The organism is Arthrobacter monumenti (assembly GCF_054511255.1).
Genome location: NZ_JBTNCY010000004.1, coordinates 58919 through 80648, shown reverse-complemented (window position 1 = coordinate 80648; position 21730 = coordinate 58919). Strand labels below are relative to the sequence as shown.

Sequence of the window (21730 nt, the reverse complement as noted above, 5' to 3'; positions counted from 1 at the left end):
TCCGTGGCGTTTCTATTCGGCACGGGCGTACATTTTCAGATCAGCCAGTCCCGACACGAGCAGAGCCAACGAGGTGGCCCCCGCGTCCGGCGTACCGACGCTCTTCTCCGCCAAAGGACGCGCCCTGCCGACCTTCGGGCTCAAATGTGCAGTGGCCCTGGCCTGTTCCGTCGCCACCACCGCGGCCGCTTGCCAGGCTGAAGCGAAACCGGCTCCATTATTGACGTTTTCCTGCAGCGTCCCGACAAAAGGCACCAGCGCATCCACCAGCGTCTTGTCCTGGAGGACAGCGCCGCCCAAATCCGTGATGGCCGAGCAGAACGCCTCCGCGGCGGCCACATAATCCGATGCCGAGTACGTACTCCGGCCGTCGGTCAAGGACTGGCCTGCCGCTTCCAGCGCGGCCCCCCAGAGCACGCCCGAGGTGCCGCCTGCATGCTCCGCCCAGGCCCGGCCCGCCTGCTTCAATGCCCAGGCACCCCCAACAGGTCCGGCTGCGGCCGCACGTCGGGCCGCGTCGAGGGCAGCATCGACACCTTTGACCATTCCCCGGCCGTGGTCACCGTCGCCGGCCACCGCGTCGATATCGCCAAGCTCCTTCTCATGGCTGTGCAGCGTTTCTGCCATGTTTTCCAGTCCGTGGACGACGACGGCGGCCAGTTCCCGGGCGGCGTCGGTGGCCTCCGGCGCAGCTTCCGTCTGAACACCTGTGGAAGCATCATCTTCCAGATCGGTTTCGGCCATTGCCGCGAGCGGAGCTTTCTGTTTGCGGTAGGCGGGCGTGTACGTATCCGCCTTCCAATGTTCCTCAAGCTCGCTGTCCAGCCACATCAGGGTGAGGGAAGCACCGCCCATGTCCAGGCTGGTAACCAGCTCACCGACCTCCGGCTCCACCAACTCCAGACCGGCAGCGCGCAGACGGCCGGCAATGACGCCCCACAGCAGGAACAGCTCTTCATACTTGGTGGTGCCCAATCCGTTGAGGAGGACGCCGGCCTTGGTCCCGGCGTCGGCCGGAGCATGTTCCAGAACATGTTCCGCCAGCATCGAACCCAGCTCCGACGCGCCGGGCAGCCGTTCGTCCCTGATACCAGGTTCGCCATGAATTCCTAAGCCCAGGCCCAGCTGTCCGTCCGGAACGGTGAAGAGCGGGGCTGAGGCACCGGGCATGGTGCAGCCAGAAAATGCGACGCCGAGCGTCCGGGTGGCGGAGTTGGCGGCTCTCCCCAGCCGTTCGACGTCGTCAATGTCCTTGCCGGCAGCGGCGGCGGCACCCATCACTTTGAAGACGGTGAAGTCTCCGGCGATGCCCCGGCGCTTCTCCTCGTCCGCTGCAGAGGCGACGTCATCGGTAACCACTACTATGCGGGTGTCGATCCCCTCCTTGCGCAACCGTTCGGCGGCGAGACCGAAGTTCATGTTGTCGCCGGCATAGTTGCCAAAGCTGAGGATCACGCCCCGCCCCTGGTCGGCCGCTTTGGCGACGGAATAAACCTGTGCCGCCGACGGCGAGGTAAAGATGTTGCCCACCACGGCACCGGCGGCAAAGCCTGGGCCGACGAGCCCGGCGAAAGCAGGGTAATGTCCGGAACCACCACCGATCACCACTGCCACCTGGGGGTCGGTGGTGCGCCGTGCAACCACGCCTCCTGCTACTCCGCGCAGCCGGTCGGCGTAAAGGTCCACGAAACCAGCCAACTGGTCATCGGCGAACTCGTCCGGGCGGTTGAAAATCCTGGTCATGGATCAGGTCTCCTGAGTGGAATTGGCATGGTCGCGGACAGTGCTTGACCTCGCTGGTTGCAGGTCCGGGTCCGTTGGGTCTTCGGGAACGTGCAGGAACTTCATCAGGTAGAAGGCGACTCCATACAGAGCCACAAACGCCCAGACAACCGCTTCGGGTCCGCCCCAGGGCAGCACCGCAGCGACGACCGCCCCGCCGAGGAACGCCGCCCCGCCGGCGGCCGTGGTGTACATGGCCATGGCCGCACCCTTATGCCTTGGCGTCAGGGCCGGCATGATGGCGCCCATGGGGACGAACCCGGCCAGCAGAATTCCGAAGGCCACGCCGGCAATAACGGAAAGCACATAGCCCCAATCGGAGCCGGGCTCGACCCAGTGCGGCACGTACCACCAGGCCAGCAGACCCAACGCCGAGCCCATCACGCCGAACCATTTCACGGTGCGCTGCCAGCCCCACTTGTCACCGATAGCACCGAATACGGCGTTGAAGGCGATATTGGAGGCGTAGACGATCACCGTCATCGCCAGCCATTGGGTCTGCGACCAGCCCAGTGATCCGCCGATGATGGCCGGCAGGATGATGAACATTCCATACTGTGGGGCGGTGTTGATAAGCCGCACCACAAACCCGGTGAAGATCTTCGGTTGCTTGAAGCTCAGTCGGATTCCGCCGAAGATCACTTGTGAGGCAGATTCGCCTTCCGGGGCGAGCCGCCGGGTGCCGGTCTTTTCCCTGATACCGAGGACCGTGATGAGATAACCGGCTGCCACCAGGGCCGTCGATGCCAGCATGGTGGCTGATTCGCCGCCGCTGCCGCCACCGAACACCGGGATGAAGATGAGGGCGAAGAGCGAGCCAAAGGTGGGAAGACCGCCGGTGAACATTACGTAGAACCAGCCAACGGCCGTCCCGTTGCGTTTGCGTGGGACTATTGCGTTGATCCAAACCAGGAACGCGAAGGCGAACAGCGGGTAACCGAAGCCGCGTGCGAAGTAGGTGATGAATACGCCCACGGTCGATCCGGTCGCCAGGCTGATCAGGAACAGCCCTTCGAATGCCACCCAGATGGCGAAGCCAAGGGTCATCACTTTCCGTGGTCCCCAAAGGTCAGAGAGTGCGCCCGACAGGTAGGAGGACACCAGCACCGCCACGCCGTACATGGTGATGATGGTCGGGACGAGGTTGTTGGAGCCGAGCGCGTCGGCCATATGCGGGGCGATGAAGTTGGACTCCACCCCGTTACCGGTCATGAACACCAGTACGCCGAGGAAGCCCCAGCGCAGCGAGTGCGGAATGCCGATCCGGTCCAGGCGGGTTTCCCGCCCGGATCCTGTAGCTGCTGTTGCGGTCACGATCTATCTCCTCTCACGCCATTGAGCGAGGATGTCAGTTGGGCAGGATAGATACCTTGATGGAGGCTCCGGAGGTGTCGGACACCAGATCCAGCGCTTCCTGGAATTGGTCCAGTGGGAACTGGTCGGTGCATATTTCATCCATGGGCAGGATGCCGGATTCGATCATCTTGATCGCGGCGGGCCAGCAGTGCGGGCCGAGGTGGGCGCCGAGGACGTCGAGTTCCTTGTCGTCGCTGATGATGGACCAGTCGACGGACACATCTGATCCAAAGACGGAGTATTCGACGTAGGTGCCAAGCTTGCGCAGCAGGTTCAGGCCCTGCCCGACGGCGGATGGGTGGCCGGTGCTTTCGATGTAGACGTCGGCGCCGTAGCCCTCGGTCATGTCCTTGATCCGCTGGACTGCATCTTCCTTGCCGATGTTGATGACTTCGTCGGCGCCGCACTTCTTCGCCAGTTCGAGCTTGTCATCGACCATATCCAGAGCGACCACCTTGAGCGGCCCCTTTGCCTTGGCGCCGGCGATCATCCCCAAACCGATGGGACCGCACCCTGCCACCACGACGACGTCGTCGAACTTAATGTTGGCTCGCTCGACCCCGTGCAGTGAGCAGGAAAGCGGTTCGGCATAGGCAGCATGGGCCGGCGGGAGTTCCTTGGAGACCTTGTGCACGCGGGCCTTCGAGGGGACGATCATGTACTGGGCCATCGCACCGTTGTAATTGCGGAAACCGAACATGTCATGCGGACCGCACATCCAGTACTGGCCGCGCTGGCAGTAGCGGCATTCGCCGCAGGGAACAATCTGTTCGCAGGCAATCCGGTCACCGATACCGGCGCCGTGGAGATCTTCCGCTGCCTGGTCGGACTGAACAATGGTTCCGACGAGTTCATGCCCGGGGGTAACGCCCTTCTGCGCCCAGGCCGGGCGATTCGAATCGCCCCAGAATTTCGCCGCTCCGTGATAGCACTTCAGGTCGCTCGCGCAGACTCCGACCGCTTCGACTTTCATGAGCATCTCCCCCGGCGCAGGTTCCGGTACGGCGAGCTGCTCAAGCCGGTAGTCCTCAGGTCCGTGGCAGACGACAGCCGCCATTGCTTGCGGCAATGCTTCGGTAGGGGCATTCGAGTGTTCCATTGATGTTGTCGACATCGGTCCTCCTTGGCTGGTGTGTGATCTGCGTCAACATTCAATAGCCTAGCTCATCGTGAACATATGTCAAGAACATAATTTCTCAACGAGATATTGTATGAAATTCTGTTCACCGGCGAGGTAGAATTGGAATCTCTTGGGATAGAGTCGCCAAGGTCATCGGAATACAGTCAGGGAGGCATCATGAGTGGGACGGCGAATGCTGAATCCACCCTGGACAGTAAATTTCCCTTGACCACGCTCTACGAAGCGGCGCGAATGTATTACCTCGAGGACGCGAACCAGGTTCAGATTGCGGAATCCATGCAAGTGTCGCGGCCAACAGTGAGCCGCCTGCTGGCTGAAGCAAGGCGCGTCGGGCTCGTGAAGATTGACGTCATCAATCCCATCGAACAGGAGGGACATCTTCTGGCGGACGAGCTGGCCGGACGCTTGGGTCTGGAAAAGGCCTACATCGCCGACGGCGACCAATCGTCACGCATGCGCACCGGGCTGGCGCCCCAGGTCGATGCCGCCTTCAGGGATGTCGATCTATCGCCGGGCGACGTACTGCTCGTCTCTTCCGGCCGCACGGTCTACGAAATCATCGAAGGCTTGCTGCCCAAGCTGCCCGGCGTCGTCGTCGCTCCGACGGTTGGCGGGCAGGCGGAGCCGGAACCTTGGTACCAGACCAACGAAATCGCCCGCACGCTGGCAGAAAAAACAGGTGCCCACCCCGCGTTCCTCTTCGCGCAGGCACTGCCATCGGAGGACATGTACTCGAGCATCAACCGGGACCCCTCATTCCAGCGGATTCAACGATTATGGGAGAACGCGAGCATGGCATTGTTGGGCATTGGCGCTCCGCCATCGAGCCGCGGTTCCATCTCCCGGTTCATTCCGGCCGACGACGATTCCCTGTTGCGGGCGGTTGGCGACGTCTGCCTGAACTTCTTCGACAATAACGGCTCCGACGTTGATTTTCCTGGCAGCTCGAGGATGGTGAACACCCGCTTGGAAACGCTCAAGCAGATACCCCACACAGTCGCGGCCGCCGTCGGAACACACAAAGCCACCAGCATTGCGGCAGGGGCAAGGGCCGGCTACTTCCGCCGCTTGATTACGGACGCAAAGACTGCCCGGGCAATTCTCGAATCTGTTCAGGGCAACTAGCGGTATCACGCTGTATTCCAGCCAATTCGTGCATCTGACCGCGAATGGCCGGATAGAGGGTGGAGTAGGTCGCGAAAAGCCTCTCATACACAACTGCGTTGTCCTGATCCGGTTCAACGATGTGGTCTGGTTCCGCCCAGACCGTATTTTTGGGGACTGCCCCGGTTCCTATGGCTGCCATCAATGCGTCGCCGTAGCTGGCGCCGATGGTCTGACGCGGCACAATCTGCGTTCTTCCGGTAATGTCGCTGACAACTTTCGTCCACAACGGCGCATTGGTTCCACCGCCGACGGCCACCAACCGCCTGACCGGCTCGCCTGTGCTTTCCAGCAGTTCCAGGATCTGCCGAATCCCATATGCCATTCCTTCATAGGCGGCCCTGAGCAGGTGTGCCCGGCCATGCCGCATGGTCAGACCAATAATCGTGCCGCGTGCATCGGGATCGAGAATAGGCGCCCGCTCCCCGGCAAAGTGAGGCAGAACCAGAAGCCCTTCGGAGCCGGCGGGAACCGACTCCGCCTCCTGAATCAAGTCCGCCAAGGGAACATCCCCGAACAAGTGCTGCATCCAGCTGACCAAACTTCCGGAGGTGGACATCCCTGCCGCCAGTGTTAAGGCACCCTCTGTGACGCCTGAACACGCCCATAGTTTGTGATGAGTACGCGGCTCGCTAAGAATGTGGACGAAAAACATTGTCGAGCCGTACATCAACATCAAGTCCCCGGGCTGCTCGACTCCTGCGCTGAAGGCTTCGGCCCAAGCATCCACAGTGCCGGCACAAACTGGTGTCTCCACCGGGATACCGGTGAATTCCGCTGCTGCCGGTGTCACTTTCCCGACGACCTCCGTAGACCACACGAGCCGGGGAACCTTCAGATGGCCGGCCACCGCAGTCACTGCATCCATGGCCCAATCGCAGTTGGCCACATCGTAAAGCGGATCGCACTGGCTGGCAGAGTGATGATCCTGAACGTACTCACCTGTGAGCTTTGCGACAATGTAGGAATTCAAGCCGAACCAATGAGTGGCGTGCGCGAATGTGTCGGGTTCGTGGTTCTTCAGCCATCTCAGTTTCGGTCCGACAGATTGGGACGAAAGTTCCTTTCCGCAAGTATCGAATATCCATTGTGGTCCAAACTCTGTTGTCAGTTCCGCGGTTTCCTCTGTCGCCCGTGTGTCCACGCCGTAAAGGATCGCTGGCCGCAATGGTGTGAACGAATCATCAGTAACGACCAGGCAGGGCCCCATGCCGCTGACACAGACGCCCTGGAGATCTCCGGCATCGTTGCGGGATAAAAGCTCCTGAGCCAGAGCAGCAATCTCCGGCCACCACACCGTATTGGCATCGAATTCGACCCATCCGGGTCGCGGTAAATCGGCAGCGTGGGTGATGCTCGTTCGATCCAGGATGCGACCGTCCGGGCTGACGAGCACGGCCTTGCTGCTGCCGGTGCCAATATCAATTCCCAGAAACATCGCTCCACCTCATCTGTCGCATTATCCGTCCATGGTAGCCGGGCGGCCAATGCGGTGTGCCAGGATGCGGCAGGCCTCAAAACCGGCATCACAACCGAGAAAAATTCACCAACGGAACAGGACCTGCGGGCATATCGGCGTGACTTAAGTGACTTAAGTGGCCTGAGTGAACAATTGATCGAATCTTGTGCGAAACCTGCGCGTATCCCACCGCTGAAGATCAGGATGGGCGGGTACAACGGAGATAGGCGCCCCGGGCGGAAGTGGACCCCCGGGGCGCCGACACTATCGCAAATTCGAACCGTGGGGGTTTTTACAATGGCACCCAGACCAGCTGCTGGAACCATCATTTCCGGTCTCGTTCTCCTGTTCATCGGTGGTCCTGTCGTCATGGCCACATGGTTCGCCGCGTCCCAAACGTTTTTCCTGTCCGAGCATTCCGTCTGGGCGGCCTTCATTACTGGAACAGCCGTCGGGCTGGCCGGCGTGGGGATGCTGGTTGCCGGCATCCGGCGAGCAATTGCACGCCGCGAATACCGGCTCGCGATGTTCGGTCCCGTAGGCCCCCTGGCTGGCCGGACCAACCTTAATCAGTCCGTCTGGCCCAGTGAGCAGTAGGCCCTCCACAACGGCTCTGCCCCAGCTTCCACCGGCGCATTTAATGCGAGTAGTGTTTGGATTGTAGAGACCAGGCCGTCTGTACGGGAGGTTTGAAATGAGCAACTCAGCGCCCGATCCCCTTGACCCGGATGCGCCGGAGGCCGACGTTCTTGAGCAGCGCCGGGCCGCCGTATGGGAAGACGAAGCGGACCGCCGCCGGGGTATCCCGGCTGAGGCCAACGAAGCCGACGTGGCTGAACAGAATCTCGACGTCGATGACGACGACGATGAATACCCCCGCGACGGGTAGGCTCCTCCGGGTGTGAAGGTGCGCACATTACTTTGCACCATAGGTCTGATGGTGCAAAAATACACTTTGTGTCAAATAGTGCAGATATTCATACCTCCGGCGGATTGCGCGAGCGCAAGCGCGTAGCCCAGCGAGCCGCCATCAGTGATGCGGCACGCGCCTTGACGCTGGAGTACGGTTTCTCGAACTTCACCATCGAGCAGCTCTGTGAACAGGTCGGCATCTCCCGGCGAACCTTCTTCAATTACTTTCCCAGCAAAGAAGACGCCCTCATCGGCCACCATGAAGACGGCGTGCCTGACCACGTCGCCGAGGTATTCCTGAACGGCGGTGAAGACTCCCCGTCCGGTCGGCTATCGCCGGGACTGGTCGATGACCTGATCGATCTCGCCTGCGGCATGGCTGAGCAGTCCCCGCTGGACCGGACGCAATACCGCCAGCTGATTGCCGCCGTCGAAAAGGAGCCGGCACTACTGCTCAAGATTGTCGGCAGCCGCGATAAGTGGGAATCCGAAATCGCCGCGCTCATCGCCGAACGGGAGCGGATCGAGGCGGATGACCCATTAGTCACCGCCACGACGACAGTTTTCACCAGTCTGTCCCACAAAGCCGGGCACCGTTATTTCAGCCCGGACAATTCGGACAGCTACCGCACGATTCTCACCAATTACGTCGCGGCCGCACGGTCGCTCTTCACCTCCTGACCGTCCGCGCCTCCTGACCGTCCGTTCCTCCTGCACGGAGAGCTGCCGACGGTTATACACCTCAGTCTCAAAGGAACTTCATGACCATCACTGCCACGCCCGGCACCGAGCCGATCCTGCTCACCCAGCGACGGATCTGGATTATCTTCTCCGCCCTGATCGCCGGCATGCTGCTGGCCAGCCTGGACCAGACGATTGTTTCCACTGCGATGCCCACCATCGTCGGTGAGCTTGGCGGCGTCGAACATCAGGCGTGGATTGTCACCTCCTACCTGCTGGCGACGACGATCGTGATGCCGATCTACGGCAAGTTCGGCGACGTACTCGGACGGCGGAACCTCTTCCTCTTCGCCATCGCCCTGTTCACCGTCGCGTCCGTGGCTTGTTCGCTCGCCACCGATTTCTGGAGCTTCGTGATCTTCCGCGCGGTGCAGGGCCTGGGCGGCGGCGGCTTGATGATCCTGTCGCAGGCGATCATTGCCGACATCGTTCCCGCCAACGAGCGCGGTAAGTATATGGGACCGCTCGGCGGCATCTTCGGGTTATCCGCCGTCGCCGGTCCTCTATTGGGCGGCTTCTTCGTGGACCACCTGAGCTGGCAGTGGTGCTTTTACGTGAACATTCCGGTCGGCATTGCCGCGTTCGTCCTCGCCTACTTCGCCTTGACCATTCCGAACAAGCGGGCGGAAAAGAAGCTGGACCTGCCCGGCGTCGCGCTGCTGTCCATCGCAACCGCCTGCCTGATCTTCTTCACCGACTTCGGTGGCAATGAGGACCAGGGATGGGATTCACCGCTGACCTGGTTGTTCGGCGCAGGCATGGTCGTGTCAGCGGCACTGTTTGTCGCCGTCGAACGCCGAGCCGAGGATCCGGTGATCCCGTTGGGCCTGTTCAAGAACAAGGTCTTCGTCAACAGCACCGCCATCGGGTTCACGCTGGGGCTCGGCATGTTCTCCGCCCTGGCCTTCATGCCGACGTTCCTGCAGATGTCCTCCGGCACGTCCGCAGCGGTTTCCGGCCTGCTGATGCTGCCCATGATGGTCGGCATGATGGGAACGTCGATTTACTCCGGCATCGCCATCACGCGCAGCGGCAACTACCGAAAGTATCCGATCGCCGGGACCCTGCTCACCGTCGCTTCCATGTTGTGGATGACGACGTTGACGGCTGAGACTCCCATCTGGGTTATCTGCGCGATGCTTTTCTTCTTCGGCGCCGGGCTCGGGCTGATCATGCAGGTCGTCGTCCTGGTCGTGCAGAATGCGGTACCTGCCTCGATCGTCGGCACTGCAACCAGCACCAACAACTACTTCCGCGAGGTCGGGGCCGCCCTGGGTGTGGCTGTTTTCGGATCCATCTTTACCTCGCGGTTGGGAGATGCCCTGACAGAGACCTTTGCCAGCTCCGGCGCCGCACCCGCCGACGCGGAATCCGCGACGGCGAATCTCGGTCCCGACGCGATGGCTCAGCTGCCCGAGACGGTTCAGAATGGGATTGTCGCGGCGTACGCGGACTCGCTGGCGCCCGTCTTCTGGTACCTGATTCCATTCCTGGTTATCGCGTTCCTGCTGGCATTGAAGCTCAAGCAGATTCCGCTGTCCGACACGGCTGGAATGGTGGCCCGGGGTGAAGCGATCGGCGGCGAGGAAGCCATCCGCCTGGAAGCGGAGCGAATGGGAGTTGTTAAAGAGAATGGTGCCGGTGAACGGTCGGAGTAGTTGGGGGAAACACTCCAATTGTTCACCGGCACCGGGACCAGTCCGGGGGAAGACCGGTCCTCATCACTCGCACCTAACAAGAGGTAATTAAGAATGTACGGACCGAGTCAGGGAAAAGGCTCAATAGGACCTCAACGCCAGCCGTGAATATTGAATCCTGATACCGAACACCGACAGAATGAGAAGACGGAGGAGCAACTCCGGGGCGCCACGTCGTTGTAGAGATCAACGTAGCCCGCCCAGGATTCCAGAACAGTCCTTACCCTGGGCCATCTGCAGCGTCGAGGTGGCTCGTGATCGCCGTCATCACCTCGGACATGTCGGGGTATGGAAACGGGTGACCAGCGTCTTCCAGCCAAAGGCCGCAAGCGGTTGGGATGGCTGCGGCGAGTCGGCGGCCGTGCTCGATCGGCGAGAACGCATCGGCGTTCCCGTGTACCACAAGCGTGGGTGCCGTGATCGTGGCCAGCAGCGGGTATCGGGAGCGTGTCACGGCGACAGCAACCTGGTGCTGCAGCAGTGCACGGAGGTTGAGTCCGTTTCGTTCGCGCAGGTCGTAAAGAACGATCCTGGTCCACTCTTCCACGTCGACAGGCTCGTCTCCGCCTTGCGCGATCAGCCCCGCGAGGAGCTCCTTCACGAGATTTGTTTCGCCGCCGAGCAAGCGGTACCGCAGCAGCGGAAAGCCCGCTATCGCCGACCGGATCAGTGGCCAGGCCTGAGGCCCGGGCATAGAGGCATCGGTTGGATCCGCCGATGTTGACATGAGGGTCAGAGAGTGGACACGCCCGGGGTATGCGATCGCGACCTCTTGGGCGACGAAACCACCTAGGGAGACCCCGAGCATGTGAACGCGGTCGATGCGAAGCTCGTCGAGGACGGCGATCGCATCGTTGGCCATGTCGACCAGCGAGTACGGATGCTTTCGGCTCCAGTCCGTCATCCAACTCGACGCACCGGTCCCCCGATGGTCGTACCTGACCACGCGGTATCCCGCCGCCAACAGGGCGCGCAGGAACGCGGGCGGCCAGAACAACGAGCCCACACCGAGTGAGGAGTTGAGTAGTACGACACCCTTCTCCGCCCCGACAGGAGGAATGGATTCGTACCAGATCTGGACCCCGCCGGACTGGGCGTACCCCGATTTGCCGTTGACGACTCCCGTCACTGGGCCGGCGCGGATGCGGGCAATCGTTCTCTCGGTGCCGGGCGGCAGACGAGGCCCGCGCCACGTCAGAAACGCCGCGAGTCCGGCAAGTCCCAACGCCGCCGATGTCAGCACCGTCCACTTCCTCATCGGCTCAGGATAAATGATGGATCGTAGATCTGCCGCGAATGTAGGGGGGTTGAACATGCTCTGAGAGGAATGATTCTGCGAGGACCGACTCAATAGCCTGACCTTAAATGAGAATGGTGCCGGTGAGCGGTCGGAGTAGTTGGGGGAAACACTCCAGTCGTTCACCGGCACCGGGATCAGTCTGGGGGAAGACCGATCCTCATCACTCGCACCTTCATGAGGTAATTAAGAATGTACGGACCGAGTCAGGGAAAAGACCCGGTAGAACCTTAATGCCAGCTGTGAGTTTTTGGCAGCCGGACCAGGGCCGGATAATCGAAGCACCGAATCAGCACTGCAGCCTGGCCGGCAGGTAGGTCGGACTGGCCACCACTGGCCCCACATTGTCTGTCCCCCGATAGGCCCGGCAGACCCGTAGCCCCCTTGCGGCAAGTCCGGATTTCATCTGGGCAATCGCCGTCGGATTGAAACCGTTCCATTGCATGTGCATCAGCACGGTGCTGCCGCGGGTAGCGAACCGGACCGTGTGGGCGACGACCTGCGCGCGGGTCCGGCCTGTCCAGTCCTGAGTATCCACGTTCCACAGCCACGGCCGCATCCCCGCGAGCCGGTAACCACACGAGACCGCCGCGTTCATCGCCCCGTAAGGTGGCCGGCCGTAGTTGGTAACGACGCCGGGCGCCCCCAGTTGACGCGCGACGCCGGCACAACTGAGGGTGCGCAGGTCCGGATGGCTGATGCTGTGGTTGATGGCGTACTGCCCGTTTTGCCTGGCGACCGTTGCCAGATTCACACCGTTGAGCGTGCGGAATTTCCGTTGGCAATCGCCGGTCGGAGCCACCACCAGCCCGGTGTTGGTCCGCCTGGCCCAGGCCATGACATTCACATACGCGCTCAACGTTCGCGGACAGTCGTCGAAGGTCAGCACAACACGGCCCGTGTAGTTGGGCCCGCGGTTTATGTTGTAAGTCGCAGCCGACGCCGATGGCGCCGCCGGTATCAGGACGCCGATGGCAAGAGCCAACGCAGACAATGCAGATAGAATGGCATGACGGTAATGCATCACAAACCAGCTTTTCCCCAACCCCATGTGTACGGGCGGGAACTACTGCTGCAATTCGGTGCCCGTGCAACTGCCTACAGTGTCTGCCCGTCCGCCCTCCCTGTCAACGCCTGTTTCATAACAGTTCGATACCGTGTCGGATGCACGTGGAAGGATGATTTCCGTGCCATCCTCGAGCTTTCCCTTAGTGGACGTCAACGAGATCATCCGCCTGGTCGGCGGTGCCGCGTTCGCGCGGGCACAGGGGTACGCCAAGGGCGGCGCAATTGCCGATATGGAGTGGGATGAAGGCTCCGGGCAACTGCGCAGCACGGTGCACGGAACCGCCGCGGTCCCCTACCGCTGCAGGATCCAACTAATCCGCCTGAACAATGGCCGCTTCCGCACGGATTTCAGCTCGTGCAGTTGCCCCATGCGTTTCGATTGCAAGCACGTAGCCGCGACCCTGCTCGACGCCAACACGGCCCACGTCATGGCAGCCAACTCATTCCATGAGCCGGAACCGGAACCCGCCTCAAGACCTGACTGGCAGCAGTCGCTGACCGGCCTGATCAGCGGGAACGACGACGGCGCCCGGGCTTCTCCGGCAGCTCCCACAGGAACCGGCTCAGCTGGATCAGCAACCACACGGCTGGGCTTGCAATTCGACCTGGCCGCACCGCCGTCGCGCGTCCCCTTGCCGTGGCGCTCGGGAGGTTCCCGGGAACGGGACACCACCGTGGACCGTCTCCGGCCGGCAGTCCGTCCGGTGATGTGGAACAGCAAGGGCCGCTGGGTCAAGAACAACCTGCGCTGGAACACCATCAGCTACAAGACGTATGGCCTGAACTTCGACCCGGAGCAGCACCGCTGGTTCAGCCAGTTCGCACCGCTGCACCGCGCAAACGGCCTTGCGTATTACGGCGAGGACAACGACTGGCTCTACCTCGACGAATTCAGCAGCCCCCTGCTCTGGCAGCTCTTCGCCGAGGCGGAGCGGCTCGGAATCGAACTGGTGGGCGCGCGCAAAGACCTGACTATCGTCGTCGGACGGCAGGCCGTGCTGGGACTCGACGCGCGGAAAGAACAAATTAACGGCGACGACGACGGCGGGCTCAGCCTGACGCCGACCCTCGAGATCGACGGCCACCGCCACCCGCTGGAAACCTCCGGCGCCATCAACCATCACGGCGTCTACAGCTACACGCCCGCCAACCCCCGGGTCATCACGCTGGCGCCAACCGCGAAACCTATTTCCGAGCAGGAACGCCAACTGCTGCTGAGCGGCAAAACCGTGGCGATTCCGGCACCCGAGGTGGAAAAGTTCCTCGAGGATTTCTACCCGCCGCTGAGCAGGACCGTCGAGATCACCAGCAGCGACTCCTCCGTCGATTTCCCCGAAATCGTTCCGCCGGTTCTGGTCCTCACCGCCACCTACGGGCCAGCCCACACGCTCGAAACCAATTGGGACTGGGAGTACGTCCACGGCGGGACCACCGGCCGCAAGGGTCTCTATCCGGAACCGGGTGAAACCGGCTACCGGGACAATGCGGCAGAGACCGAATTGACCGGAGCGGTGTGCAAGGTCCTGCACAGCAGCGAACTGCCGGCCAAGTCCACCTTCCAGAATTTCGACGCCGTGGACTTCACCGAACAGACCCTGCCCCGGATCGAAGAGCTCGACGGCGTCCGCGTCGACATCGTCGGCGAGCGCCCTGACTACCGGGAACTTACCGAGACTCCGGAACTCACCGTGAGCACGGTCGAGACCGAGCAGAGCGACTGGTTCGATCTGGGCGTTATCGTCACGGTGGCCGGACGGAAGATTCCGTTCAACGACATCTTCAAGGCGCTGACCAAGGGGGCTAAGAAGCTCTTGCTGGTGGATAAGACGTACCTGTCGATGGACCAACCGGTTTTCGACCGGCTGCGCGGCCTCATCGACGAGGCGCTCACCTTGCAGGACCGGAAGACCGGCCAGTTGCGCGGCGTCCGGGGCGAGGAACCCGGCGCGGATGTGGAGAACGGACTGCGGATCAGCCGCTACCAGGCTGGACTGTGGGCGGAGCTGGAGGAACTGGCGGAGGAGACCGAGCAGGCACGTGCCTGGCGGGCTTCGGTAACCGGGCTGTTGGAACTTGAAGCGGTGGAGCAAACCCCGGTTCCGGCCGGGGTTCATGCCGAACTGCGCCCGTACCAGCTGGACGGCTTCAACTGGCTGGCGTTCCTCTGGCATCACGGGTTGGGCGGTGTGCTGGCCGACGATATGGGACTGGGCAAGACGCTGCAGGCGCTGGCTCTGTTGGTCCACCGCAAGGAACGGGCGACGGCGTCTTCCACCGCGAACCCGGGGCATCGCCCAACAATCCCGGGTCAGCCCGCTGCAAACCCTGTGCAGCCGTTCCTCGTCGTCGCACCGACGTCGGTGGTGCCCAACTGGGTTTCCGAAGCCAACCGGTTCGCGCCCGGCCTCAACGTCGTCGGTATTACCGATACTCAAGCCCGCGGCCGCCGTCCGCTGGCGGAAATTACTGCCGGGGCCGACGTCGTCATCACTTCCTACACCCTGTTCCGGCTCGATTTTGCCGCCTATCAAAAACACGGGTGGGGCGGGTTGATCCTGGACGAGGCTCAGTTCGTCAAGAACCGGACGGCGAAGGTGCACCGCTGCGCCAAGGATCTGGACGTGCCGTTCAAGCTGGCGATCACCGGCACGCCGATGGAGAACAACCTGATGGAGCTGCATTCGATCTTCTCGATCGTCGCGCCCGGCCTCTTTCCGATCAGCACCAAGTTCGCGGAGTTGTATCAGCGTCCGATCGAGCGCAGCGAGAACAAGGAACTGCTGGGCCAATTACGACGCCGGATCCGGCCGCTGATGATGCGCCGCACCAAGGAAGCCGTGGCCTCCGACCTGCCCGAGAAGCAGGAGCAAGTGCTCGATGTGGAGCTCGGAGCCAAGCACCAGAAAATCTATCAGACGCACCTGCAACGTGAGCGGCAGAAGATCCTGCGCCTGGTCGAGGATATGGACAAGAACCGGTTCACGATCTTCCAATCCCTGACCCTGCTAAGGCTGCTCAGCCTGGATGCGTCGCTTGTGGACGAGGAGTACGCCGCCGTCCCGTCCAGCAAACTCGATGTGCTGTTCGAGCAACTCGAGGACGTCGTCGCCGAGGGACACCGCTCGTTGATCTTCAGCCAGTTCACCAGCTTCCTGAAGAAAGCCGCCGAACGGCTCGACGCGGCCGGCATCGACTATTGCTACCTCGACGGCTCCACCCGGCGGCGGGCCGAAGTGATCGCCAAGTTCAAGGACGGCAAGGCGCCGGTGTTTTTGATCAGCCTCAAGGCCGGTGGGTTCGGCCTGAATCTGACCGAAGCAGACTATTGCTTCCTGCTGGACCCCTGGTGGAATCCCGCCACCGAAGCCCAGGCCGTCGACCGGACCCACCGGATCGGCCAGACCAAGAACGTCATGGTCTACCGGATGGTGGCCAAGGACACCATCGAGGAAAAGGTCATGGCGCTGAAGGAACGCAAGAGCCAGCTCTTCTCGTCCGTGCTCGACGACGACGCGGTCTTCTCCACGCAGCTCACCGCCGAGGACGTGCGCGGCCTGCTCGACAGCTAACACCAGTCCCTCCCGTACCGCGTCATCGGCTTGACGCCAAAGGTCGACATAGGTAAGGCTTACCAAAGTAAGGGTTACCTATCCTGCCCACCAACTTGTGGGCACTTCTTGTCGATCACAGTTATTGAGGGAGTCGTATGACCTTGAACTCCGCTACAGAAACCCGCGAGGACTTCGGTTCGGGGGTTGAGTTGGCGCTTGCTGCCGGAAACCAGCTTTTCAACCAACGCAACGTGTCCCGGTACGCCGACGAAGTCCAACAGGGGGTGAACCTCGTTGCCGACAAAATTTCCCGCACGGCAAAGCCCTTCACCGGTATCACCCCGGACGGGTTGGCTCCTCTCGTGGAGGCGGTGGACCTGGACTCGCCCATCGAGGACATGCCGTCCGCCCTCGCCGAGTTGGAGGATCTCTATCTGCGCGACGCGGTCTACTTCCACAACAGTAAATACGCCGCCCACCTGAACTGCCCGGTCGTCATACCGGCCTTGGTCGGTGAAGCCATTCTTTCCGCGGTGAATTCCTCATTGGACACGTGGGATCAGAGCGCCGGCGCCACACTGATCGAGCGCCGCCTGATCAGCTGGACAGCGGACCGGTTGGGCCTCGGCGCCGCGGCCGACGGCGTCTTCACCAGCGGCGGCAGCCAGTCCAACCTCCAGGCACTGCTGATTGCCCGCAACCAGGCCGTCGCCATCCTTCGGCGGGATCCAACCCTGCGAGCCGCCCGGCTTCCGGCGCTGTTGGAGCGACTGCGGATCTTCACCTCCGAGGTCAGCCACTTCAGCATCCGGAAATCCGCCTCTCTGCTCGGGCTGGGCTACGACGCCGTTGTTCCGGTCGAATGCGACGCGAATCAGCGGATGAAACCGGCAGCCCTGGAGTCAGCGATGGCGGCCAGTGCCAAACGCGGCGAGGTTCCAATGGCGGTGGTGGCGACAGCCGGAACCACCGACTTCGGCAGCTTCGATCCGCTCCCGGACCTCTCCCGGCTCAGCCGCCAACATGGCAGTTGGCTCCATGTCGATGCGGCCTACGGCGGCGGGTTGTTGACCTCGCTGCGCCACCGGCATCTCCTGGACGGGATCGGCGACGCCGACTCGGTGACCGTGGATTACCACAAGACGTTCTTCCAGCCCGTTAGCTCCAGCGCCGTCCTGGTCCGCGACCGCACAATGCTCCAGCACGTCACCTACCACGCCGACTATTTGAATCCGGAAAGTGCGGCCCGCGAGGACATTCCGAACCAGGTGGATAAGAGCCTGCAGACCACCCGGCGTTTCGACGCGCTGAAGCTCTGGCTGACCTTGCGCACCCTGGGCGCGGACGGCATTGGCGTGCTGCTGGATGAGGCCATCGACCTGGCCCAACACGCCGGCCGGATGGTGGCTGCCGACTGCGAGTTCGAGCTGGCCGCCCCGGTGCAGTTGAGCACGCTCGTCTTCCGCTATTGCCCGGACGGGCTCGACGGCGACGCGGCCGACGTCGTCAATCTCCACATCCGCCGCACCCTGGCCAGCTCCGGCGAAGCCATGATCGCCGGCACCAAGTCCGCCGGCCGGCACTATCTGAAACTGACGCTGCTCAACGCCGAAACCACCCTCGGCGACGTGCGCGAAATCCTCGGGATGATCCGCCGCGTCGGCGATGACTACCTTGCAGGAGGGACACGATGAGCACGCACGTCCACGACTTCATCGGTATCGGTGCCGGCCCCTTCAATCTGGGCCTGGCGGCGCTGACGGCACCGATTTCCGAACTCGATGGTGTCTTCCTCGACGAAGGCGCCGGCTTCGACTGGCATCCGGGCATGATGCTGGACAGTGCCCACCTGCAGGTCCCGTTCCTGGCGGACCTGGTAACGATGGCGGACCCGACTTCCCGGTACTCCTTCCTGAACTACCTGAAGGAATCGGACCGGCTGTACCGCTTCTACATCCGGGAAAACTTCTATCCCCTGCGCGCCGAGTTCAATAAGTACTGCCAGTGGGTCGCCGCGCAGCTGCCCACCGTGCATTTCGGCGAGCGCGTGACCGCAGTGCGGTACCGGAACGGCGTCTACGAAGTCCGTTCCATACACATGGGAAACGGCGAGACGGTGCGCTATGCCCGCCGGCTCGTGCTCGGCACCGGTACCCAGCCGCACGTGCCGTCGTCGTGCACTTCCATCCTCAATACCGGCGGCCTGGTCCTGCACACCGCCGACTACCTACCGCGCAAGGCGGAACTGCAGCGCCAGTCCAGCATCACCATTGTCGGCAGTGGCCAGAGCGCCGCTGAGCTGTACCGGGACCTGCTGCAGGAGATTGATGTGTACGGGTACGAGCTGAACTGGGTGACCCGCTCCGGACGGTTCTTCCCGCTTGAATACACGAAGCTCACGCTCGAGATGACGTCACCGGAGTACGTCGACTACTTCCACGCCCTGCCGGCGGACGTCCGCGGAGCGGTTAACGAGTCGCAGAAGAATCTCTACAAGGGGATCGACGAGGACCTGATCAACGAAATTTACGATCTGCTCTACATCAAGAGCCTGGATGCTCCCCCGCGGACCCGGTTGCTGACCCACTCCTCGCTGGAAGCCGCCCGGTACGATCCCCTCGCGGGCTCTCACATCCTGGACCTCCGGCACGGCGAACAGGACCGCAGTTTCACCTTGGAGACCGGCGCCGTCGTCCTCGCCACCGGTTACACCTACCGTGAGCCGCCGTTCCTGGCCGGGATCGCGGACCGGATCCGCCGCGATGACGACGGTCGGTTCGACGTCGGCCGCGACTACAGCATCGGCGTCGAACCCGGGGAACTGTACGTGCAAAACGCCGAACTGCACACGCATGGGTTCGCCACCCCGGACCTCGGCATGGCCGCCTACCGCAACGCCTGCATCATCCGCGAGATGCTCGGCTGGGAGTACTACCCGGTGGAACGTTCGATCGCGTTTCAGCAGTTCGGCGCTCCGGACGGCGTGCCGGAAGAGCCCGAACTGGCCGGCGCAGGGGCGGAGGTGCCGCAATGAAATTCGCCTTCATTCCCGTCGATCCCGCCCGGCATTCAGAGCTGCTGCATGGCTGGATGATCCAGGAGTACGCCCGGTTCTGGGGCATGGGCTCGGCCACCGTCGCCGACGTCGAGCAGGAGCACTCCCGCATCGCCGCCAACCCGCATCACGAGGCGTGGCTCGGACTCGAAATTCCGCAGCTCGACGACTCAGCCACGGAGCCGGCCTTCCTGATGGAACGCTATGCCCCCGGACACTCGCCCCTCCGCGACCACTACGCAGTGCAGACCGGCGACGTCGGCATGCACCTGCTGGTCGCCCCGGCCACCACCCCTCGCACCGGCTACACGACGGCCGTCTTCACCTCCGTCCTGAACTTCCTGTTCGCCGATCCTGCCGTGAACCGCGTCGTCGTCGAACCCGACGTCGGCAATACAAAAATCCAGGCGCTGAATGCCCGCATGGGGTTCGAAAAGGACCGCGTCATCCACGTCGATAGCAAGGACGCCTGGCTGTCTTTCTGCACCCGTCAACAATTCGCTGCCGCCGTTCCGGCCGGCGTTTCCGAAGGAGCACATCCATGACCTCGACGACCACCATGGCACCCGCCACCACCATGACTGCAACGACCACTCCGACCTCCCACCTCACTCCCGAACGCTGGGCCGCGGCCAACCGGCACCTGGTCCGCAAGGCCATCGCCGAGTTTTCGCATGAACGGCTCCTGGCACCGGAAGCATTGGGAGGCGACGTTTACTGCCTGCAGTCCGACGACGACGGCACCGAGTACCGCTTTTCCGCACGCCTCCTCAAGCTCGACCATTGGAGCATCGAAGCGGACGGCATCACGCGCAGCATCGACGGGCGGGAGCACCCGTTGGACGCTTTGGAATTCATCATGGATTTCCGGCTTTCGCTTGGCATTCCCCCGGACATGCTGCCGGTCTATCTCGAGGAAATCAGCAGCACCCTGGCTGGGCATGCCTACAAGAACGCGGCTGTCCCGGCCAGCTCCGGCGCGCCCGCCAGTCCCGGCGCTCCGTTCAGCTCCGGCGCCCCGCTCAGCTCCAGCGAACTCGCAGCCGGCATCACCCGCGGGTCAAACCCTGCGGAGGATTTCCAAGCCATCGAACGATCCATGACCGAAGGCCACCCCTGCTTCGTCGCCAACAATGGCCGGCTCGGCTTCGGGATCGGCGACTACCACGCGTATGCCCCCGAAACGGGAGCACCGGTCCAACTGCACTGGCTGGCCGTCCACCGGGACAACGCGGTATTCAGTTCGACGCCGTTGCTTAGCTACCGCGGCCACCTCGAGTCGGAGCTTGGCGCAGAGATGCTGGCCTCCTTCGACGCCCGGCTCACCGAGCTTGGCCTCTCTCCATCCGACTACCTCCTTATGCCGGTCCATCCCTGGCAGTTGGAGAACAAACTCGCCGTGACCTTCGCCGCGGAACTGGCTCAACGCCGGATCGTCCATCTCGGTACCGGTGCTGATACCTATCAGGCGCAGCAGTCCATCCGCACCTTCTTCAACCGTGACCGGCCTGCCGCCAGTTACGTCAAAACCGCGCTGTCCGTTCTCAATATGGGGTTCATGCGCGGACTCTCCCCCGAATACATGCGCGCCACTCCGGCCATCAACGACTGGGTGCACGACCTTGTCCGTTCCGACGCCACCTTGCAGCAGCACGGCTTCAGCATCCTGCGCGAGACGGCCGCCGTCGGATACCACAATCACTATTACGAAGCCGCGGCCGAAAGCGGATCCCCCTACCGGAAGATGCTCTCGGCGTTGTGGAGGGAGAGTCCGCTGCCCTCGCTCGAGCCCGGACGGCAACTCGCGACGATGGCTTCCCTCCTGCACCGGGACGCAGCCGGCCACTCTTTCGTGTCGGCGTTGGTTGACCGGTCCGGAATGGGCGCTGCCGACTGGTTGCGGAGGTATCTGGATGCGTACCTCGTTCCACTGCTGCACTGCTTCTACCGTCATGAACTCGTCTACATGCCGCATGGCGAGAATCTGATCCTGGTCCTGCGCGACGGCGTCCCGGAGCGCGCAATCATGAAGGACATCGGTGAGGAAATCGCCTTCTTCGGCGATACGTCCACGCTGCCCGACGACGTCGCCCGGATCCGGGTCGAGGTGCCCGAAGGCGAGAAAATATTGTCCATCTTCACGGACGTCTTCGACTGCTTCTTCCGCTTCCTGGCCGCCACACTCGACGAGGACGGCCGTTTGGACCAGGAGGACTTCTGGCGCACGGTCGCCGCCGTCGTCGTCGATTATCAAGACCAGCACCCGGAACTGACCGAAGCCTTTGCCAAATACGACCTGTTCGCGGAGGAATTCGAATTGTCCTGCCTGAACCGGCTGCAGTTGCGCAATAACCAGCAGATGGTAGATCTCGCGGACCCCTCCGGCGCGCTGCAGAAATCCGGCGTCCTGCGCAATCCGCTCGCAGAATTCGGCCCCCAAAGACAGAGCAGGACAGCCGCAGCCTGACATATTAGAACCCGTGGACGCGGCTCGTAGACACTCCGCG

General features: G+C 62.5%; 16 protein-coding genes. 10 read left to right on the top strand and 6 right to left on the bottom strand.

What is annotated here, in order from left to right:
* Nucleotides 1–12: 12 nt before the first annotated feature.
* From ACX80B_RS06980 to ACX80B_RS06970, 3 genes are read right to left on the bottom strand one after another with little or no spacing between them, the layout of a single operon-like run.
* Nucleotides 13–1743, bottom strand: coding sequence for a dihydroxyacetone kinase family protein (locus ACX80B_RS06980; RefSeq protein ID WP_459294474.1), 1731 nt, complete (start codon nucleotides 1741–1743; stop codon nucleotides 13–15).
* A 3-nt stretch (nucleotides 1744–1746) separates the two neighbouring features.
* Nucleotides 1747–3096, bottom strand: a complete 1350-nt coding sequence (locus ACX80B_RS06975) for an RbtT/DalT/CsbX family MFS transporter (protein ID WP_459294472.1) — start codon at nucleotides 3094–3096, stop codon at nucleotides 1747–1749.
* Nucleotides 3097–3130: 34 nt separating this feature from the next.
* The gene (locus tag ACX80B_RS06970; protein WP_459294470.1) at nucleotides 3131–4252 is read right to left on the bottom strand and encodes a zinc-binding dehydrogenase; all 1122 of its coding nucleotides are present in this window, start codon (nucleotides 4250–4252) and stop codon (nucleotides 3131–3133) included.
* 183 nt (nucleotides 4253–4435) lie between these two features.
* Between ACX80B_RS06970 and ACX80B_RS06965 the strand changes: the two genes are divergently transcribed.
* Nucleotides 4436–5404: a sugar-binding transcriptional regulator gene (locus ACX80B_RS06965; protein ID WP_459294468.1), complete on the top strand. Its 969-nt coding sequence runs from the start codon at nucleotides 4436–4438 to the stop codon at nucleotides 5402–5404.
* Here the strand turns inward: ACX80B_RS06965 and ACX80B_RS06960 are convergent.
* On the bottom strand, nucleotides 5352–6881 hold the full coding sequence (locus tag ACX80B_RS06960) for an FGGY-family carbohydrate kinase (RefSeq protein ID WP_459294466.1): 1530 nt from the start codon (nucleotides 6879–6881) through the stop codon (nucleotides 5352–5354). The two genes, ACX80B_RS06965 and ACX80B_RS06960, sit on opposite strands and share 53 nt — an antisense overlap.
* Nucleotides 6882–7199: 318 nt before the next feature.
* Here ACX80B_RS06960 and ACX80B_RS06955 point away from each other — a divergent pair, with 318 nt between their 5' ends.
* The 4 genes from ACX80B_RS06955 (at nucleotide 7200) to ACX80B_RS06940 (ending at nucleotide 10213) form a co-directional block, all read left to right on the top strand.
* A complete protein-coding gene (locus ACX80B_RS06955) occupies nucleotides 7200–7499 on the top strand; it encodes a hypothetical protein (protein ID WP_459294464.1) in 300 nt (99 codons plus the stop codon).
* A 97-nt stretch (nucleotides 7500–7596) separates the two neighbouring features.
* Nucleotides 7597–7791: a hypothetical protein gene (locus tag ACX80B_RS06950; RefSeq protein ID WP_459294462.1), complete on the top strand. Its 195-nt coding sequence runs from the start codon at nucleotides 7597–7599 to the stop codon at nucleotides 7789–7791.
* A gap of 68 nt (nucleotides 7792–7859) precedes the next feature.
* Nucleotides 7860–8495: a TetR/AcrR family transcriptional regulator gene (locus ACX80B_RS06945; protein WP_459294460.1), complete on the top strand. Its 636-nt coding sequence runs from the start codon at nucleotides 7860–7862 to the stop codon at nucleotides 8493–8495.
* 80 nt (nucleotides 8496–8575) lie between these two features.
* Nucleotides 8576–10213, top strand: coding sequence for an MDR family MFS transporter (locus tag ACX80B_RS06940; protein WP_459294458.1), 1638 nt, complete (start codon nucleotides 8576–8578; stop codon nucleotides 10211–10213).
* Between the two features lie 259 nt (nucleotides 10214–10472).
* Here ACX80B_RS06940 and ACX80B_RS06935 read toward each other — a convergent pair whose 3' ends face one another.
* Complete coding sequence (locus ACX80B_RS06935; RefSeq protein ID WP_459294456.1) at nucleotides 10473–11510, bottom strand: alpha/beta fold hydrolase; 1038 nt, start codon at nucleotides 11508–11510, stop codon at nucleotides 10473–10475.
* Between the two features lie 328 nt (nucleotides 11511–11838).
* Nucleotides 11839–12543, bottom strand: a complete 705-nt coding sequence (locus ACX80B_RS06930; RefSeq protein ID WP_459294454.1) for a polysaccharide deacetylase family protein — start codon at nucleotides 12541–12543, stop codon at nucleotides 11839–11841.
* A gap of 193 nt (nucleotides 12544–12736) precedes the next feature.
* Between ACX80B_RS06930 and ACX80B_RS06925 the strand changes: the two genes are divergently transcribed.
* The 5 genes from ACX80B_RS06925 to ACX80B_RS06905 all read left to right on the top strand — a co-directional run bounded on the left by ACX80B_RS06925 (nucleotide 12737) and on the right by ACX80B_RS06905 (nucleotide 21690).
* Entirely contained in the window at nucleotides 12737–16186 is a 3450-nt protein-coding gene (locus ACX80B_RS06925) for a DEAD/DEAH box helicase (protein ID WP_459294452.1), read from the top strand.
* A gap of 137 nt (nucleotides 16187–16323) precedes the next feature.
* Entirely contained in the window at nucleotides 16324–17862 is a 1539-nt protein-coding gene (locus ACX80B_RS06920) for a pyridoxal phosphate-dependent decarboxylase family protein (RefSeq protein WP_459294450.1), read from the top strand.
* Complete coding sequence (locus ACX80B_RS06915; RefSeq protein WP_459294448.1) at nucleotides 17859–19202, top strand: lysine N(6)-hydroxylase/L-ornithine N(5)-oxygenase family protein; 1344 nt, start codon at nucleotides 17859–17861, stop codon at nucleotides 19200–19202. Before ACX80B_RS06920 ends, ACX80B_RS06915 begins: the two co-directional genes overlap by 4 nt.
* The gene (locus ACX80B_RS06910; RefSeq protein WP_459294445.1) at nucleotides 19199–19768 is read left to right on the top strand and encodes a GNAT family N-acetyltransferase; all 570 of its coding nucleotides are present in this window, start codon (nucleotides 19199–19201) and stop codon (nucleotides 19766–19768) included. The genes ACX80B_RS06915 and ACX80B_RS06910 overlap by 4 nt, the downstream gene beginning before the upstream one ends.
* Nucleotides 19765–21690, top strand: a complete 1926-nt coding sequence (locus ACX80B_RS06905; RefSeq protein WP_459294443.1) for an IucA/IucC family protein — start codon at nucleotides 19765–19767, stop codon at nucleotides 21688–21690. The genes ACX80B_RS06910 and ACX80B_RS06905 overlap by 4 nt, the downstream gene beginning before the upstream one ends.
* Nucleotides 21691–21730: the final 40 nt, after the last annotated feature.

What these genes read in the sequence shown, in the direction of transcription:
- ACX80B_RS06980 (WP_459294474.1), bottom strand. Translation starts at nt 1,743, where the DNA reads ATGACCAGGATTTTCAACCGCCCGGACGAGTTCGCCGATGACCAGTTG.
- ACX80B_RS06970 (WP_459294470.1), bottom strand. Translation starts at nt 4,252, where the DNA reads ATGTCGACAACATCAATGGAACACTCGAATGCCCCTACCGAAGCATTG.
- ACX80B_RS06965 (WP_459294468.1), top strand. Translation starts at nt 4,436, where the DNA reads ATGAGTGGGACGGCGAATGCTGAATCCACCCTGGACAGTAAATTTCCC.
- ACX80B_RS06960 (WP_459294466.1), bottom strand. Translation starts at nt 6,881, where the DNA reads ATGTTTCTGGGAATTGATATTGGCACCGGCAGCAGCAAGGCCGTGCTC.
- ACX80B_RS06955 (WP_459294464.1), top strand. Translation starts at nt 7,200, where the DNA reads ATGGCACCCAGACCAGCTGCTGGAACCATCATTTCCGGTCTCGTTCTC.
- ACX80B_RS06950 (WP_459294462.1), top strand. Translation starts at nt 7,597, where the DNA reads ATGAGCAACTCAGCGCCCGATCCCCTTGACCCGGATGCGCCGGAGGCC.
- ACX80B_RS06940 (WP_459294458.1), top strand. Translation starts at nt 8,576, where the DNA reads ATGACCATCACTGCCACGCCCGGCACCGAGCCGATCCTGCTCACCCAG.
- ACX80B_RS06935 (WP_459294456.1), bottom strand. Translation starts at nt 11,510, where the DNA reads ATGAGGAAGTGGACGGTGCTGACATCGGCGGCGTTGGGACTTGCCGGA.
- ACX80B_RS06920 (WP_459294450.1), top strand. Translation starts at nt 16,324, where the DNA reads ATGACCTTGAACTCCGCTACAGAAACCCGCGAGGACTTCGGTTCGGGG.
- ACX80B_RS06915 (WP_459294448.1), top strand. Translation starts at nt 17,859, where the DNA reads ATGAGCACGCACGTCCACGACTTCATCGGTATCGGTGCCGGCCCCTTC.
- ACX80B_RS06910 (WP_459294445.1), top strand. Translation starts at nt 19,199, where the DNA reads ATGAAATTCGCCTTCATTCCCGTCGATCCCGCCCGGCATTCAGAGCTG.
- ACX80B_RS06905 (WP_459294443.1), top strand. Translation starts at nt 19,765, where the DNA reads ATGACCTCGACGACCACCATGGCACCCGCCACCACCATGACTGCAACG.